The organism is Streptomyces sp. GLSS-08, assembly GCF_056387915.1.
The window spans coordinates 346,661-363,147 of record NZ_JBWJAQ010000004.1 but is presented as its reverse complement, the minus strand read 5'-3'; the positions used below and the strand labels follow the sequence as shown (position 1 = coordinate 363,147).

12 protein-coding genes are annotated in these 16,487 nt (G+C 72.3%); all 12 read left to right on the top strand.

What is annotated here, in order from left to right; genetic code table 11:
- Positions 1 to 217: 217 nt before the first annotated feature.
- The 12 genes from AC0ZLC_RS09655 (at position 218) to AC0ZLC_RS09600 (ending at position 16,425) form a co-directional block, all read left to right on the top strand.
- Positions 218 to 1,288: a mechanosensitive ion channel family protein gene (locus tag AC0ZLC_RS09655; protein WP_476751475.1), complete on the top strand. Its 1,071-nt coding sequence runs from the start codon at positions 218 to 220 to the stop codon at positions 1,286 to 1,288.
- Between the two features lie 334 nt (positions 1,289 to 1,622).
- Positions 1,623 to 2,834 (top strand): ROK family transcriptional regulator, encoded by a 1,212-nt coding sequence (locus AC0ZLC_RS09650; protein ID WP_476751474.1) that lies wholly within the window; start codon positions 1,623 to 1,625, stop codon positions 2,832 to 2,834.
- A gap of 69 nt (positions 2,835 to 2,903) precedes the next feature.
- Positions 2,904 to 4,241: an ABC transporter substrate-binding protein gene (locus AC0ZLC_RS09645; RefSeq protein ID WP_476751473.1), complete on the top strand. Its 1,338-nt coding sequence runs from the start codon at positions 2,904 to 2,906 to the stop codon at positions 4,239 to 4,241.
- A 7-nt stretch (positions 4,242 to 4,248) separates the two neighbouring features.
- Positions 4,249 to 5,193: a carbohydrate ABC transporter permease gene (locus tag AC0ZLC_RS09640; protein WP_476751472.1), complete on the top strand. Its 945-nt coding sequence runs from the start codon at positions 4,249 to 4,251 to the stop codon at positions 5,191 to 5,193.
- A gap of 3 nt (positions 5,194 to 5,196) precedes the next feature.
- Entirely contained in the window at positions 5,197 to 6,093 is an 897-nt protein-coding gene (locus AC0ZLC_RS09635; protein ID WP_476751471.1) for a carbohydrate ABC transporter permease, read from the top strand.
- 2 nt (positions 6,094 to 6,095) lie between these two features.
- On the top strand, positions 6,096 to 7,361 hold the full coding sequence (locus AC0ZLC_RS09630) for a 6-phospho-beta-glucosidase (RefSeq protein ID WP_476751470.1): 1,266 nt from the start codon (positions 6,096 to 6,098) through the stop codon (positions 7,359 to 7,361).
- Positions 7,352 to 8,326, top strand: a complete 975-nt coding sequence (locus tag AC0ZLC_RS09625; protein WP_476751469.1) for an N-acetylglucosamine kinase — start codon at positions 7,352 to 7,354, stop codon at positions 8,324 to 8,326. Before AC0ZLC_RS09630 ends, AC0ZLC_RS09625 begins: the two co-directional genes overlap by 10 nt.
- 279 nt (positions 8,327 to 8,605) lie before the next feature.
- Positions 8,606 to 10,060 (top strand): hypothetical protein, encoded by a 1,455-nt coding sequence (locus AC0ZLC_RS09620; protein WP_476751468.1) that lies wholly within the window; start codon positions 8,606 to 8,608, stop codon positions 10,058 to 10,060.
- A gap of 14 nt (positions 10,061 to 10,074) precedes the next feature.
- Positions 10,075 to 11,091 (top strand): glutamate ABC transporter substrate-binding protein, encoded by a 1,017-nt coding sequence (locus AC0ZLC_RS09615; protein ID WP_476751467.1) that lies wholly within the window; start codon positions 10,075 to 10,077, stop codon positions 11,089 to 11,091.
- A gap of 47 nt (positions 11,092 to 11,138) precedes the next feature.
- Positions 11,139 to 12,473: a hypothetical protein gene (locus AC0ZLC_RS09610; RefSeq protein WP_476751466.1), complete on the top strand. Its 1,335-nt coding sequence runs from the start codon at positions 11,139 to 11,141 to the stop codon at positions 12,471 to 12,473.
- 88 nt (positions 12,474 to 12,561) lie between these two features.
- On the top strand, positions 12,562 to 15,030 hold the full coding sequence (locus tag AC0ZLC_RS09605) for a serine/threonine-protein kinase (protein WP_476751594.1): 2,469 nt from the start codon (positions 12,562 to 12,564) through the stop codon (positions 15,028 to 15,030).
- Positions 15,031 to 16,425, top strand: a complete 1,395-nt coding sequence (locus tag AC0ZLC_RS09600) for a protein phosphatase 2C domain-containing protein (protein ID WP_476751465.1) — start codon at positions 15,031 to 15,033, stop codon at positions 16,423 to 16,425. It abuts the gene before it with no gap.
- Positions 16,426 to 16,487 lie beyond the last annotated feature (62 nt).

The window sequence follows — 16,487 nt, the reverse complement described above, 5'->3', positions numbered from 1 at the left end:
AGTGTCCCCTCATGCCTGGTGGAAGCGCCACCATGTCCCGGTAACGGGCTGGGAGTGTTTTCGACCACACCTCGTTCATCCCCAGGTGAGCACAGTCCCTCCCCCGGGCATCGCAACGATCCACACACGATGCCCCGTTAGTGTGGTGGGTCTGCCCGACGGTGTCCCTCTCGTGATTTCCGGCCGCGGGCGGACCGCTACGCCTGGAGGTACCCCCGTGTTCTTGTCCGTCCTGCCGGCCGCAGCCACGCCGTCGCCTTCACCGTCGACGACGGCCGACCCGCTCCAGGACGCCCAGGAGAGCGCGACCAACGCCGCCAGCTGGGTCGAGCAGAACTGGTCCACCTGGCTCAGCATCGGCCTGCGCGTCCTGCTCATCGTCGTCATCGCGGTGGCCCTGAGAATCGCGGTGCGCCGGGCGATCACCAAGTTCATAGAACGGATGAACCGGACGGCGCAGGCCGTCGACGGCACCGCGCTCGGCGGTCTCCTGGTGAACGTGGAACGGCGCCGGCAGCGGTCCCAGGCCATAGGTTCGGTACTGCGCTCGGTCGCGTCCTTCCTGATCCTGGGTACGGCCGCGCTGATGATCCTCGGCACGTTCGAGATCAACCTCGCGCCGCTGCTCGCCTCCGCCGGTGTGGCCGGTGTGGCCATCGGTTTCGGTGCCCGCAACCTGGTCACCGACTTCCTGTCCGGCGTGTTCATGATCCTGGAGGACCAGTACGGCGTCGGTGACACCATCGACGCCGGGGTGGCCTCGGGCGAGGTGATCGAGGTCGGCCTGCGCGTCACCAAACTGCGCGGCGACAACGGTGAGATCTGGTACGTCCGCAACGGCGAGGTCAAGCGCATCGGCAACCTCTCGCAGGGCTGGGCCACAGCGGGCGTCGACGTCACCGTCAGCGCCGCGGAGGACCTGGACCGCGTCCGTTCCGTGCTCAACCAGGTCGCCGAGGACATGAGCAAGGCGGAACCCTGGAACGAGCTGCTGTGGGGCCCGATCGAGGTGCTGGGCCTCGACAGCGTCCTGCTGGACTCGATGGTCGTCCGGGTCTCGGCCAAGACGATGCCCGGCAAGGCCCTGACCGTGGAGCGCGAGCTGCGCTGGCGCATCAAGCGGGCCTTCGATGAGGCCGACATCCGGATCGTCGGCGGCTCCACGGTGCAGCCGGAGGAGCTCCCCGCCCCGGACCCGACGGCGGCGGTGGCGGCCCCCTCGGTGTACGCGAACTCCGCCTCCCCGCAGTCGGAGGCCGCGTCACCGATCGCGCCCCGGCAGAGGTAGACCCCGCACGGACCGCAGGAGGGGCGCCCGGAACACTCCGGGCGCCCCTCCGCCGTACCCGAGGCCCCTCCGCCGAACCCGAGCCCCTCGCGTCCACGCACCCGCCCACGTGATCCGCCGCCCCACCCCATTGATCCGCGCCCCCGCAGGTAACGACTCTGTTGCCGCGGGGGCGGTTTCTCTTGACGCCCCGGCGGCACCGCGCATACGTTCCTCTCACCGAACTGGAAACTTTCCTAACAGTGATGGGCGATGCGGTGGCCCCGGCCCCCGTGTGGACTTCCCCGCCGCGTCACTGGAAAGCTGGGCAGCCGAGAGGCAGGTGGGGACAGACATGGCCGGATCAGCCGGTACGCCGGGAACTCCGCGCGTCCTGCGCGCCATGAACGACCGTGCCGCCCTCGATCTCCTGCTGGAGCACGGCCCCCTGTCCCGCACCCGGATCGGGAAGCTGACCGGGCTGTCCAAGCCCACCGCCTCCCAGCTCCTGGCCCGCCTGGAGGCCGCCGGCCTCGTGCTCGCCACCGGGACCAGCGAGGGACGCCCGGGCCCGAACGCGCAGCTGTACGCCGTCAATCCCCGCGCCGCCCACGCGGCGGGGCTGGACGTCACCCCCGCGCGCATCCGGGCCGCCGTCGCGGACATGACGGGACGGACCGTGGGTGAGTACGAGCTGCCCACGCCCGGCCGGCGCCCCGCCCACCCCGTCGTCCGGCAGGTCACCGACGCGCTGGACGGGGCCGTGAAGGCCGCGGGGCTCACCCGGGACGACGTCCACCGCCTCGTCATCGCGACCCCGGGCGCCTTCGACCCCAACACCGGACGGCTGCGCTACGCCTCGCACCTGCCCGGATGGCACTCCCCCAGCATCCTCGACGAGCTGGCCGCCGCGCTGCCGATGCCCGTCGAGTACGAGAACGACGTCAATCTCGTCGCCGTCGCCGAACAGCGGCTCGGCGCGGCCCGCGGCCACGAGGACTTCGTCCTGCTGTGGAGCGAGGGCGGCCTCGGTGCCGCGCTCGTCCTCGGCGGCCGGCTGCACCGCGGCTGGACCGGCGGCGCCGGCGAGGTCGGCTTCCTGCCGGTGCCCGGCGCGCCCCTGGTCCGCCACGTCACCCGCGCCAACAGCGGCGGCTACCAGGAACTGGCAGGCTCCCAGGCACTCCCGGCGCTGGCCCGCGAGCTGGGCATCCGGCCCGTGCCGAGCGGGCCGTACGCCGAGGTCGCCGCCGCCCTCGTCGCCCGGGCCGCCGCCGTGCACGAGGGAGCGCACCTGCGCCTGCTGGAGACGTACGCGACCGGGCTGGCCACCGGTCTCGCCTCGCTCGTCTCCGTGCTCGACCCCGAACTCGTCGTGCTCAGCGGCGCCTCCCTCACCGCCGGCGGTGAGCCGCTGCGGGCCCTGGTCCAGGCCGAGCTGGAGGAGCTGGCCGCGTCCCGGCCGCGCCTCGTCGTCGGTGACGTCCGTGAACACCCCGTGCTGCGCGGCGCGCTGGAGAGCGCGCTCGCGGCCACCCGCGACGAGGTCTTCGACACCTCGCGCTGAACCCATCCCGCCGTACCCGCCTCACCCCCGCGTCCCCTGCAGTCCCGCCCGTCCAAGGGAGACCCCGCCATGCCCGAAATATCCCGGAAAGCGGCCGTCGCGCTGGCCGTCTCCGCCTCGATGGCCCTCCTCACCACCGCGTGTACCGGCCAGTCCGACGGGGGGGCGAGCGACGACGCCTCCCGGGAGACGACGCTCAACTTCTGGCACGCCTGGAGTGCGCCCGCCGAGGTCGAGGCCGTGAAGTCACTGGTCGCGGGCTTCGAGAAGGCACACCCCAACATCCATGTGAACGTCGTCGGCAACATGACGGACGACAAGACCAACCAGGCGCTGCGCGCGGGTGGCGACAAGGCCCCCGACGTCGTCTCCTCCTTCACCACGAACAACGTGGGCAAGTTCTGCTCCTCCGGCGCCTTCGTCGACCTCGACCCGTTCTTCGAGAAGGCGGGACCCGACCCGGAGAAGACGTTCCCGAAGGCGATGAACGCGTACACCCGGTTCGAAGGCAACCGCTGCACGGTGCCGATGCTCGGCGACGCGTACGGGCTGTACTACAACAAGACCGCGTTCGAGAAGGCCGGCCTCACGAGCCCGCCGAGGACCTGGTCCGAGTTCGAGAAGGCCGCCAAGAAGCTCACCGTCACCAAGGGGGACTCGTACTCCCAGCTCGGCTTCATGCCGAACTACCACGGCTGGGAGTCGACCACCGAGCACTATCTGGGGCAGTTCTCGCCGACGTACTTCGACCGGAACGGCAAGTCCAACATCGCCAAGGACCCGGCGTTCAAGGAAGCGTTCACCCTGCAGAAGCGGCTGGTCGACGGACTCGGCGGCTATCGGAGGCTGGAGAAGTACCGGTCCGGGCTCGGTGACGAATGGGGCCCCAAGCACCCCTTCCACACCGGCCAGGTCGCGATGCAGCTGGACGGCGAGTGGCGGCTCGGCATGGCCGAGAAGACGAAGCCCGGCTTCGAGATCGGCGTCGCCCCCCTGCCCGTGCCCGACGACCAGGCCGACCAGTACGGCAAGGGCTACATCACCGGCGCCGTCGCGGGAATCGCTGCCACCAGCAAGAAGCAGAACGCGGCCTGGGAGCTGCTGAAGTACATGACCACGGACACGGACGCGGTGGTCGGCTTCGCCAACGCCATCCACAACGTGCCGTCCACGCTGGCCGCCCTCAAGTCGCCGAAGCTGAAGTACGACCCGCGCTTCAAGACGTTCCTGGACATCGCCTCGAACCCCGACTCGACGACGACCCCGGCGTCGGTCAACGGCGGTACCTACCTCGTGTCGATCCAGCAGTTCGGCTACGACTACGAGAGCGGCAAGGCCAGGGATCTGGCGGCGGGCCTGAAGAAGACCGCCGCGCAGATCGACACGGACATCGCCCAGGCGAAGTGACATCCTCATGAGCGCCACGTACACACTGCGCGCCAAGCGCCGCCGGGCGGCGCTGCGCACGGCCGCCTTCATGTCGCCCTGGCTCATCGGCTTCGCGGTCTTCTTCGCCTATCCGCTGATCTCGACGGTCTACTTCTCCTTCATGCACTACGACGGCTTCAGGCCCCCGACGTGGAGCGGGACGAAGAACTGGGTCTACGTCTTCCAGAACTACCCCTTGTTGTGGCCCGCGTTGAAGAACACGCTGTACCTCGTCGTCGTCATGGTCAGCCTCCGTGTCCTGTTCGGGCTCGGGGTCGGGCTGCTGATCACGAAGATCAGGACCGGCACGGGCGTGTTCCGCACGCTCTTCTACCTGCCCTATCTGGCCCCGCCCGTCGCCGCCACGATGGCCTTCGCCTTCCTGCTCAACCCGGGCACGGGACCGGTCAACGCGATCCTGGAGGGCATCGGGATCCCGGCACCGGGCTGGTTCAACGACCCCTCCTGGTCCAAGCCCGCCCTCACCGTGCTCGCCCTGTGGGGCGTCGGCGACCTCATGGTCATCTTCATGGCGGCGCTGCTCGACGTGCCGAGGGAGCAGTACGAGGCGGCGGAGCTGGACGGCACGTCCGCGTGGCAGCGGTTCCGGTACGTGACCCTGCCGAACATCTCGCCGATCGTGATGTTCGCCGTGGTCACCGGCGTGATCCAGACCATGCAGTACTACACGCAGCCGCTGATCGCCGGGAAGGTCGCGTCCGGGGTCATCCAGGGCGCGGGCACACAGTTCGAGCCCGGCTACCCGGACAGGTCGACGCTCACCCTGCCGCAGCTCGTCTACAACCTCGGCTTCCAGCGCTTCGACTACGGCTCCGCCTGTGTGGTCGCGCTCGTGCTGTTCGCCCTGTCCATGGTGTTCACCGCGTTCCTGATGCGGCGCCGGGGCGGCCTCATCCAGGCAGGTGACTGACCCATGACCCACGTACTCGACAAGCCGGTGGAGTCGGGGCCCCGCCCCGTCTCCCCCGCCGAACGCACCGCCCGCCGCCGGGTCCTCCTGGAGTGGGTCGCCGTGCACGCGCTGGGCGTGGCGGCGGCGCTCTTCTTCGTCCTTCCCTTCGTGTTCGTCTTCCTGACCTCGCTGATGAGCGACACCCAGGCACTCAGCCGGGACCTGATCCCGCACACCTGGGAGTGGGGCAACTACCGGAAGGTCTTCGACACCCCCGGCTTCCTGACCTGGTGGAAGAACACGCTGCTCTACGCCGGCCTCGGCACCGTCCTGACCGTCGTCTCGTCGGTCCCGGTGGCGTACGCGCTCGCCAAGTTCCGCTTCCGGGGCCGGAATCTGTCCCTGATGCTGGTCATCTCGATGATGATGCTGCCGCCGCAGGTCGTCGTCATCCCGATGTACCTGTTCTGGGCGAAGCAGCTGGACCTGTCCGGCACACTGTGGCCGCTGATCGTCCCGATGGCGTTCGGGGACGCGTTCTCCATCTTCCTGCTGCGCCAGTTCCTGACGACCATCCCGAACGAGTACCTCGACGCGGCGAAGGTCGACGGCTGCGGTGACCTCAGGACGCTGCTGAGGGTCGTCCTGCCGATGGCGAAGCCCGGCATCGCGGCCGTCGCGCTCTTCCAGTTCTTCTACGCCTGGAACGACTACTTCGGCCCGCAGATCTACGCGTCCGAGAACCCCGGTGCCTGGACACTGAGTTACGGCCTGGAGTCGTTCAAGGGCGCGCACCACACCGACTGGAATCTCACCATGGCCGCGACCGTCCTGGTCATGGCCCCCGTGATCCTCGTGTTCTTCTTCGCGCAGAAGGCGTTCGTCGAGGGTGTCACGCTGACCGGAGTGAAGGGCTGACTATGAAACTGGCAGTAGTGGGCGGGGGCTCCACGTACACCCCTGAACTCATCGACGGCTTCGCCCGGCTGCGGGACACCCTGCCCGTGGAGGAACTGGTGCTCGTCGACCCGGCCGCCGACCGCCTCGAACTGGTGGGCGGCCTCGCCCGGCGGATCTTCGCCAGGCTGGGGCACCCCGGGAGGATCGTCACCACGTCCGACCTGGACGCGGGGGTCGAGGGCGCGGACGCCGTGCTGCTGCAACTGCGCGTCGGCGGACAGACCGCCCGCAACGAGGACGAGACGTGGCCGCTGGAGTGCGGCTGCGTCGGCCAGGAGACGACGGGCGCGGGCGGCCTCGCCAAGGCGCTGCGCACCGTGCCGGTGGTGCTGGACATCGCCGAGCGGGTCCGCCGGACGAATCCGGACGCCTGGATCATCGACTTCACCAATCCGGTCGGCATCGTCACCCGCGCCCTGCTCCAGGCGGGGCACAGGACGGTCGGGCTGTGCAACGTCGCGATCGGCTTCCAGCGGAAGTTCGCCGGACTGCTCGGGGTCTCCCCCGCCGACGTGCACCTGGACCACGTGGGCCTGAACCACCTCACCTGGGAGACCGCCGTGCGGCTCGGCGGTCCGGAGGGCGAGAACGTCCTGCCGCGGCTGCTCACCGAGCACGGCGACGCCATCGCCGGCGACCTGCACCTGCCGCGCGGCCTCGTCGACCGCCTCGGTGTCGTCCCGTCGTACTACCTGCGCTACTACTACGCGCACGACGAGGTCGTGCGCGAGCTGCGCACCAAGCCGTCCCGCGCCGCCGAAGTCGCCGAGATGGAGAAGCAGTTGCTCCGGATGTACGGCGACCCGTCGCTGGACGAGAAGCCGGAGCTGCTGGCGAAGCGCGGCGGCGCGTACTACTCGGAGGCGGCCGTGGACCTGGCGGCCGCGCTGCTCGGCGGGGGCGGCAGCCCGTACCAGGTGGTGAACACGTACAACCGGGGCACGCTGCCCTTCCTGCCGGACGACGCGGTGATCGAGGTGCAGGCGGCGGTCGGCGCCAAGGGGCCGACGCCGCTGCCGGTGCCGGCCGTGGACCCGCTGTACGCGGGGCTGATGGCGGGCGTGAGCGCCTACGAGGACCTGGCGCTCGATGCTGCCCTGCGCGGTGGCCGCGACCGGGTGTTCCGCGCGCTGCTCGCGCACCCGCTGGTCGGCCGGTACGCGTCCGCCGACGCCCTCACCGACCTGCTGATCGCGCACAACCGGGAGCACCTCGCGTGGGCATGACCGCGAGCGTCCTCGCCGTCGACGCGGGGAACAGCAAGACGGACGTCGCGGTCGTGACGGCCGGCGGGAAGGTCCTCGCCACGGCGCGCGGCGGCGGGTTCCGGCCTCCCGCGGTGGGCGTCGAGACGGCCGTGGACGCCGTCGCCGACGCGGTCCACCGGGCGTTCGCCACGGCGGACGTCACCTCCGTCGCCCATGTCTCCGCCTGTCTCGCCAACGCCGATCTGCCGGTGGAGGAGGAGCAGCTGGCGGGGGCGCTCCGGGCGCGCGGATGGGGCGCGAGCGTGGAGGTACGCAACGACACCTTCGCGATCCTGCGGGCCGGGATCGCCGAACCGCGCGGGGTCGCCGTGGTGTGCGGTGCCGGGATCAACTGCGTGGGCATGCGGCCCGACGGCCGTACCGCCCGCTTCCCGGCGCTCGGCCGGATCTCCGGCGACTGGGGCGGCGGCTGGGGCCTGGCGGAGGAGGCCCTGTGGCACGCGGCGCGCGCCGAGGACGGGCGGGGCGGGCCCACGGCCCTCGCCCGCACCCTCCCGGCCCACTTCGGCCTCGGCTCCATGTACGCGCTGATCGAGGCTCTGCATCTGGAACACATCGGCAACGCCCGGCGGCACGAGCTGACCCCGGTGCTGTTCGCCACCGCGGCGGACGGCGACCCGGTGGCCCGCGCGCTCGTCGACCGGCTCGCGGACGAGGTGGTCGCCATGGCGACGGTGGCCCTGACCCGCCTGGACCTGCTGGACGAGGAGGCGCCCGTCCTGCTCGGCGGCGGCATCCTCGCCGCCCGGCACCCCCAGCTGGACGACCGGATCGGCGAACTGCTGGCCGACCGCGCGCCCAAGGCGGTCCCCAGGGTGGTCACGGCCTCCCCCGTGCTGGGCGCCGCCCTCCTCGGCCTCGATCACGTGCGGGCCCCCGACGAGGCCCACGCGCGCGTGCGCGCCTTCTACGAAGGGGAGTGAGCCCCGCGCGCGGGGACGTGTGCTCCCGCGCGCGGGGCGCGCCACCTGGGCACGGGTGGGAACCGAACGGATCCTGCGCGCGTATTCATGGGCAGGGGGTGGTGCGGGGAGTCGTGCGCTGCGCCGGAACCGGACAGGTGGGCCGCGATCCGCACAAGATCGAGTCAAGGCCTGTGCGGATGTCCGTCGCGGCGGCGATACTTGCGCCCGTGCCTCTCCGTCCGCGCCCGTCAGTGCGGCGGGGCGGGGTGGCCGACGGAGGACCATGGGGGAGGTCACGTGACACACCCGCAGCAGGGCGGTGCGGCGCCGGCTGCGCCGGCCGGGCCGGGCGTGCCGCCGGCGGTGCCGGCGCAGGCCGGAGTACCGGCGCCGAGGCCGGCCGCGCGACCGCTGCCCGACGGCGCTCCGCCCCGGCGTACGGCGTGGGCCGAGGGCGTCGACCGGCTGCGGGCGGGCGCGACGACCGAGCCCGGCCGGCTGCGGATCATCGGCGCCCTGCTGGCGCTGCTGGTGGTCGCGTTCGGCTCCGTCACCGCCTGGCAGATGACGGAGCGTTCGGCCGCGGCCGACGACGTCCTGCACAAGAGCCAGCCGCTGAGCTCCGACGCGGCGGACATCTACCGCTCGCTCGCCGACGCCAACACGGCTGCCTCCAGCGGGTTCCTGGCGGGCGGTCAGGAGCCGGACGACACCCGCCGGCGCTACGAGGACGACATCAGGACCGCCGCCGCGAAACTGGTCACCGCCGCCGCCAACTCCGAGCCGGGCTCCCCGTCGGCGCACACGGTCACCAAGCTGAACGAGCTCCTGCCGGAGTACAAGGGCCTGGTCGAGCGGGCCCGGGCGAACAACCGCCAGGGTTTCCCGCTCGGCGGCGCCTACCTGCGGTACGCGAACGAGAAGATGCAGGAGGAGATGCTCCCGGCCGCCGAGGACCTCTACACCTCGGAGAACCGGCGGCTGCGCTCCGACTATGCCGCCGCGACCCCGTACCCGTGGGCCGCGATCGGACTCGGCGTCCTCGTCCTCGGCGCGCTCGTCGGGGCCCAGCGGCGTCACTACCGGCACACGAACCGGGTCCTGAACCAGGGCCTGGCCGCCGCCACGGCCGCCTGCGCGGTGGTCCTGCTCTGGCTGGTCGTCGGGCACAGCGTCGCCCGCGCCGGACTCGACTCCTCGTACGACCACGGTGTCCGCTCGCTGAACGTGCTGCACGACGCCCAGATCGCCTCCCTCAAGGCCCGGGGCAACGAGACGCTCACCCTGGTGAGCCGCGGCGCGGAGACCGTCAAGGTCGACGGCGAGCCCAAGGACAAGTTCGACGTCGCCTTCCAGGCCGCGATGAGGGACCTCACCGAGGGGCTGGCCCAGGCGGACTCCCTCGCGGACGACACGGCGGGCCAGAAGCCCGTCGCGGCCGCCACCGGCAACATGAAGGTGTGGAAGTCCCGCCACCTTCAGGCCCGCAAGGCCGACGACGCGGGCGACTACCGGGGCGCCCTGGACAGGATCATCGGCACCCCGGCGCAGAAGCCGACCGCCGAATGCTTCGACGGCGTCGACGACAATCTGGACCTGGCCCTCGGCCACGAGGAGCGGGAGTTCCGGCAGGCGGCGGGGGACGGCCGGGGTGCGATGACCGGCCTGCCCGCCGGCGCGGCCCTCCTCGCGGTGCTGGGCGCGGCGGCTGCGGTCCTGGGCATCGGGCGCAGGCTTTCGGAGTACCGGTGAGGGGAGGAGCGGCGATGACGCTACGACGGCTGCGGGCGAGCCTGCGGGGCTGGGGTGGAGTGGGCGCGATGGCGCTCGCCTGTGCCCTCACCGCGGCCCTCGCGCTGCTGCTCCCGCTGGCCGACGCACACGGGGACGGCAGCACGGGCACCGGTGGGCCGGGCGTCGCGGACGGCCGGCAGCTGAAGGCCGAGGAGTGCACGGACCCCCAGGACCTGAGCCCCTCCCCCTCCGGTGACGAGAGCGGCACCACCGTCAGGGCCATCAAGGAGCGCGGCTATCTGAAGGTCGGCGTCGACCAGAACAGCTACCGCTGGGGCTACCGCGACCCGAACAGCACCAAGCAGAAGGTCGAGCTGGAGGGCTTCGACATCGACCTGGCGCGACGGATGGCGCAGGCGCTCCTCGGCAGCCCGGACAAGATCCGCTTCCAGGCCATCCCCACCAACGAGCGCATCCCCGCCGTGCAGCAGGGACGGGTCGACATGGTGGTCCGCACCATGACGATCTCCTGCGACCGCCTGGACCAAGTGGCCTTCTCCGCGCCCTACTTCGTGACCGGTCAGCAGGTGCTCGCCCCCAAGAAGTCGGCCATCGAGGGCTACGACGACACCCTCGCCGGCAAGAGGATCTGCACGGCCGACAGTTCGACCGCGCGGGACACCCTGATGGCCGACCGGAAGTCGGGCAGGCTGGTCTCGTCCGCCGACCTCTCCACGGTCGTCCCCAACCAACTCGACTGCCTGGTGCGGCTCCAGCTCGGCGAGGTCGACGCCGTGGTGACCGACGGCGCGCTGGCCGCGAGCCAGGCCGCGCAGGACCCGACGGTCGAACTCAAGGGCGGCACCTTCACCACCGAGTACTACGGTGTGGCGATGAACAAGGACGCCGAGGATCTCGTGCGCCGGGTCAACGAGGTCATCGAGGACTACCGCAAGAGCGGCTGGCAGGCGTCGTACGACACCTGGCTGGCCGCCACCCTGCCCGACAGGTCGCCGTCGTCGAAACCCCCGGTGGCCCACTACAGGTGACGGGCCGCGACCGACTCCAGGCAACTACCGAGAGCGAGAGGTGATCGATGGGCGTCACGGGGCCCCCCGGGCCGGTGCTGGACCGGGACGAGGTGGACCGTGCGCTGGCGCGGCTCGGCGCGGAGCACGAGGCCATCGAGACCTCGCTCCTCGCCCTGCAGGACCACGCGGGCCGCAGACTCCTCGAAGGCGCCGAGCTCACCGGCTCGACCAAGGAGCGCTGGACGGCCACCGAGGCGTCGATCACCCTGCTCTGGGCGTACTTCGACGCGTACGCGGACGCGCTGCGTGCCGCCCGCGGCATCCGCGCGCGCAGACGCTGGTCGAGCCGCGAGGACCTGGCCGAGCTGACAGAGCTGCTGCGCGGCGAGAGCGTCACCGTCGCCGGGAGTGCCACGGCCACGGCCAACGCGCCCACGCTCGCCGGATCGGGCAAGCTCAGCGAGCGGTTCTCACTGGCCGCGCTGGTGGAGCGGATGAACGAGCTGTACGCGGCCTCCCTCGACATGGTGGTGGCGGCGGACGCCGTCTGGTCGGCACTGCCCGCCCGGATCGACCTGCTGGCCGCGGAACTCCAGCGCACCCGCCGGCTCGCGCACTCCGTCGGCGTACGCCCCGGGGAGCATCCGTCGGGCGACGACCTGGAGCGGATCACCCGCACGCTGACGGCGATGCGGGAGCGCGTGATCTCCGACCCGCTCGCCTTCTGGCTGCCCGCACGGGGCAGTTCGGCGCCCGGCGGCGGCCGCCCGGACACGACGGCGTACGACCGTGAGGCGCGGGCCCTGGAGGACGTGCGGCGGGAGATCGACGCGGTGCTCACCGTGCGGCAGGACGCGGAGGCGCGGCTCGTGCGGCTGCGGGACGTGCTCTCGCGCGCGGACCGGACCCTGGCCGAGGCCCGCTCCGCCCGCGGTGAGGTGCTGGCGAAGATCGCCGCGTCCGAGGTGCCCGCGGTGAGCGGCCCGCCGACCGCCCTGCACGAGCAGCTCGCGACGGCCGCCGAGTACCGGCGGCACGCGCAGTGGCACCGCCTGTCCCCGCTCCTGGAGTCGCTGGAGCAGAAGGCGGAGGACGAACTGGAGCGCGCCCGGGAGTCGTTGACGGCGGTGACCGCACCACTGGCGGTGCGCGCCGAGCTGCGCGGCCGCCTCGACGCGTACAAGGCGAAGGTCGCCCGGCACGGCTTCGCGGAGGACCCGTTCCTCGTCGAGCGCTATGACGCGGCGCGCCGCATGCTGTGGAGCGCGCCCTGCGATCTGCGGGTCGCGGAGGAGGCGGTGCTGCGCTACCAGCGGGCGGCGGCCGACCTGCTCAGCCCGCGGTTGCCCGAGCAGGACGGGCCGGGCGAGCGGACCGACCGCAGGGGGCCGGTCACGTGAGGGGCAGGGGTGGGACGGCGTGAGTGAACAGCCCGAGAGTGCGCGGCGGACGTGCCGGCGGCCCGGCTGCCCGGGCTCGTACGAGGACATGGGCGGCGGGGAGCTGTACTGCGACACGTGCGGTCTGGCGCCCGTGGTCCCGCACGACGGCACGGTCGGTTCGCCGCCGACCGGGATCACCGCCGGCGGGCGCGGTTCCCGCGGCAGCAGCACGCGCGGCAGTGCGCGCGCCAGCTCGCGGACGTCGTCGCGGTCCTCGCAGTCCCGGCGTTCCGTCTCGGGCCGTCTGTCGCGGTCGCTGTCGGACGGTTCGGCGTCGCGGTCGGTGTCCGTGCGCAGTTCCGGTGCCACGACGGGGGCCTCAAGCCGCGGCCGGCTCGGCGCCGGCCTGGTGCAGGTCCCGGGGGTGCCGCGGCCCGACCCGCGCGAGATGGTGCTGGAGAACCCGGAGGTCCCCGAACGCAAGCGGTTCTGCTCGCGCTCCGACTGCGGGGCACCGGTGGGGCGTTCGCGCGGGGACCGGCCGGGGCGCACGGAGGGCTTCTGCACGAAGTGCGGCCACCCGTACTCGTTCGTGCCGAAGCTGCACACGGGCGACATCGTGCACGGCCAGTACGAGGTCGTGGGCTGTCTGGCGCACGGCGGTCTCGGCTGGGTCTACCTGGCCGTCGACCGCGCGGTCTCCGACCGCTGGGTGGTCCTCAAGGGCCTGCTCGACACGGGTGACCAGGACGCGATGGCGGCCGCGATCTCCGAACGCCGCTTCCTCGCCGAGATCGAGCACGCCAACATCGTGCGCATCTACAACTTCGTCGAACACCTGGACCAGCGCAGCGGCTCCCTCGACGGCTACATCGTCATGGAGTACGTGGGTGGCAAGTCGCTGAAGGAGATCGCCAACGGCCGTCGCACGGCGGGCGGCAAGCGGGATCCGCTGCCCGTGGAGCAGGCGTGCGCGTACGGCATCGAGGCGCTGGAGGCCCTCGGGCACTTGCACAGCCGCAACCTCCTGTACTGCGACTTCAAGGTCGACAACGCGATCCAGACCGAGGACCAGCTCAAGCTGATCGACATGGGCGCGGTGCGCAGGATGGACGACGACGAGTCGGCCATCTACGGCACCGTCGGCTACCAGGCACCCGAGGTCGCCGACGTCGGCCCCTCCGTCGCCTCCGACCTGTACACCGTCGCACGCACCCTCGCGGTGCTCAGTTTCGACTTCCAGGGCTACACGAACGTCTTCGTGGACTCGCTGCCCGACCCGGACACCATCGAGGTCTTCCGGCAGTACGAGTCGTTCTACCGGCTGCTGGTGCGGGCCACCGACCCCGATCCGGCCCGCAGGTTCGCCTCCGCGGAGGAGATGTCGGAGCAGCTGACCGGCGTCCTGCGCGAGGTCGTGGCCCTGCAGACCGGCCGTCCGCGGCCTTCCCTGTCGACCCTGTTCGGCCCCGAGGTCAAGGTCACGGACACGGAGCTGTTCGGCGGGCCGCACGGTGACGTGTCCCGGCTCGGCGCGCGCGCCGTGCCCGTACGCGGCAGGAAGGGCGCACCCCGCCCGGCGGCCGGGACGAACGGCGCGCCGCCGCTCCCCCCGCCTCCCGGGGCCGCCCTGGTCAGGCCACTGGACACGGCCGCCACCGCGCTCGCCCTGCCCGTCCCGCACGTCGATCCGGGCGACCCGAACGCCGGTTTCCTGGCCGGCTTGATGGCGTCCGCGCCCGCGGAGCTGGTCACGGCGCTCGCGGCGGCGCCCGGCGAGTCGGTCGAGACGAAGCTGCGGCAGATCCGGGCCTGGCTGGAGAACGGCGACTCGTACACGGCGCTCGACGTCCTGCGGAAGCTGGAGGAGCAGCGGCCCGACGACTGGCGGGTGGTCTGGTACCGGGGCGTGGCCGCGCTGGTCACCGGCGACCACGAGGGCGCGGCGCTGTCCTTCGACGCGGTCTACGACGCGTTCCCCGGGGAGCCCGCTCCCAAGCTGGCGCTCGGCGTGTGCGCGGAGGTGCTCGGCCAGCTGGACAACGCGGCCGAGTACTACCGCCTGGTGTGGACGACCGACCCGAGCTATGTGAGTGCGGCCTTCGCGCTGGCCCGGGTGCAGCTGGCGGCGGGCGACCGGCGCGGCGCGGTGCGGACGCTGGAGTCGGTGCCGGAGTCGTCGATCCACTACACGGCGGCGCGCGTCGCGGCCGTACGGGCGCGACTGCGGCACCGGACGGCCGAGGAGACCGCCGCGCCACGCTTCCTGGACGACCTGATCGCGGCCGCCGGGCAGGTGGAGGCCCTGGACGGATACGGCCTCGACGCCGTGCGACGCGAGCAGTTGTCCACAGAGGTCCTGGGATGCGCGCTGGACTGGGTACTCTCCGGTAGCCAGGGTTCCGCACCGGCCGCGGGCGGACGTGCGCTGCTGGGCAGCGAGCTGGACGAGCGAGGCCTCCGCTTCGGTCTGGAGCGTTCGTACCGGATGCTTGCCAGGCTCGCGCAGGGCGGCGAGGAGAGGATCGACCTGGTGGAACGTGCCAACCGTTACCGCCCCCGGACGTGGGTGTGATTGATGTCCCAGATGCCCCAGCCGACGGCTCTTTCGAGGTGCCCCAGTTGCGAGGAACCGCTGGAGCCGGGTGACCGTTTCTGCGGAGCGTGCGGGTTCGACCTGTCGGCGGTGCCCGCACCGCCGCAGGACACCCCCACGATCACCATGAACGGCGATGCGCCCCGCCCCCCTTCGGAGGTCCCGTCCGTGGACTGGCCCGTCGCCCCCGAGCGGGGCAGCTCCGGCACGCCCGCCCCGGTCCATCTGCCCTCGGACATCCCGGGCACGGACTCGGCCGGCTCCGAACTCCCGGACCCCCAGTCACCCGCCGGCGCCGGGTCCGCGCCCGGCCGGGGGGCCGAAGTGCCGGACGCCGGGGGCGAGTCCGCCGGGGTGCGGTTCGACCGGCCCGCGGAGCCGGACGAGTACCCCCTCGCTCCTCCCGGGTCGGCACCCGCCGATCCCCGTACCGCGGACCTCGCGACGCCGCCCGCCGGCACCAAGCTATGCGTGGCCTGCCGCGCGGGCCACGTCGACCGCGACGGCTACTGCGAGAACTGCGGGCACGCCCAGCCGCGCGAGCGGGACCACATGGAGCAGGAACTCGCCGCCGTCGCCGCGGTCAGCGACCGGGGGCTGCGCCACCACCGCAACGAGGACGCGTTCACGCTCTCCTCGACCGCGCTGCCGGACGGTTCGCCCGCCGTCGTCGCGATCGTCTGCGACGGCGTATCCTCGGCGACCCGCCCAGACGAGGCGTCGCTGGCCGCGTCCCGCGCCGCGGGTGAGGCGCTGCTCGAGTCGCTGCCGCTCGGCACCCACCCGCAGCAGGCGATGCACGAGGCCATCGTCGCCGCCTCGAACGCCGTCAACGCCCTGGCCGAGGAGCCCGCTCCGGCCCGCGAGCAGACCCCCCACCAGAACGCGCCCGCCTGCACCCTGGTCGGCGCCGTCGTCACCACCAGCCTGCTGACCGTCGGCTGGGTCGGCGACAGCCGCGCCTACTGGGTGCCGGCCGACCGGAGTGCGCCCCCCGCCCGGCTCACCGAGGACGACTCGTGGGCCGCGCAGATGGTCGCGGCCGGCCTGATAAACGAGGCGGAGGCCTACGCCGACGAGCGCGCCCACGCGATCACGGGCTGGCTCGGCGCGGACGCCTACGAACTGGAGCCGCACGTCGCGTCCTTCAAGCCCGACCGGCCCGGCGTGGTGGTGGTGTGCACCGACGGGCTGTGGAACTACGCGGAGGCGGCCGAACACATGGCCGACGTCGTCCCCCACGACGCGGCCGACCGGCCCCTGCACAGCGCCCAGGTCCTGGTCGGCCACGCCCTGGACGGCGGGGGCCACGACAACGTAACAGTGGCCGTCATGCCGTTCCCCGCACCCTCCCAGGGGGCAGGATCGGCCTGAGGCCGCAGCACGGGAACGGGCCTCGGACCGGAGGGGACCGGTCCGCACATCGTCGTCCTTCC

Bases quoted from the DNA above. Each gene is read 5' to 3' on its own strand.
- AC0ZLC_RS09650 (WP_476751474.1), top strand. From the start codon at position 1,623: ATGGCCGGATCAGCCGGTACGCCGGGAACTCCGCGCGTCCTGCGCGCC.
- AC0ZLC_RS09645 (WP_476751473.1), top strand. From the start codon at position 2,904: ATGCCCGAAATATCCCGGAAAGCGGCCGTCGCGCTGGCCGTCTCCGCC.
- AC0ZLC_RS09640 (WP_476751472.1), top strand. From the start codon at position 4,249: ATGAGCGCCACGTACACACTGCGCGCCAAGCGCCGCCGGGCGGCGCTG.
- AC0ZLC_RS09635 (WP_476751471.1), top strand. From the start codon at position 5,197: ATGACCCACGTACTCGACAAGCCGGTGGAGTCGGGGCCCCGCCCCGTC.
- AC0ZLC_RS09630 (WP_476751470.1), top strand. From the start codon at position 6,096: ATGAAACTGGCAGTAGTGGGCGGGGGCTCCACGTACACCCCTGAACTC.
- AC0ZLC_RS09615 (WP_476751467.1), top strand. From the start codon at position 10,075: ATGACGCTACGACGGCTGCGGGCGAGCCTGCGGGGCTGGGGTGGAGTG.
- AC0ZLC_RS09610 (WP_476751466.1), top strand. From the start codon at position 11,139: ATGGGCGTCACGGGGCCCCCCGGGCCGGTGCTGGACCGGGACGAGGTG.
- AC0ZLC_RS09605 (WP_476751594.1), top strand. From the start codon at position 12,562: ATGGGCGGCGGGGAGCTGTACTGCGACACGTGCGGTCTGGCGCCCGTG.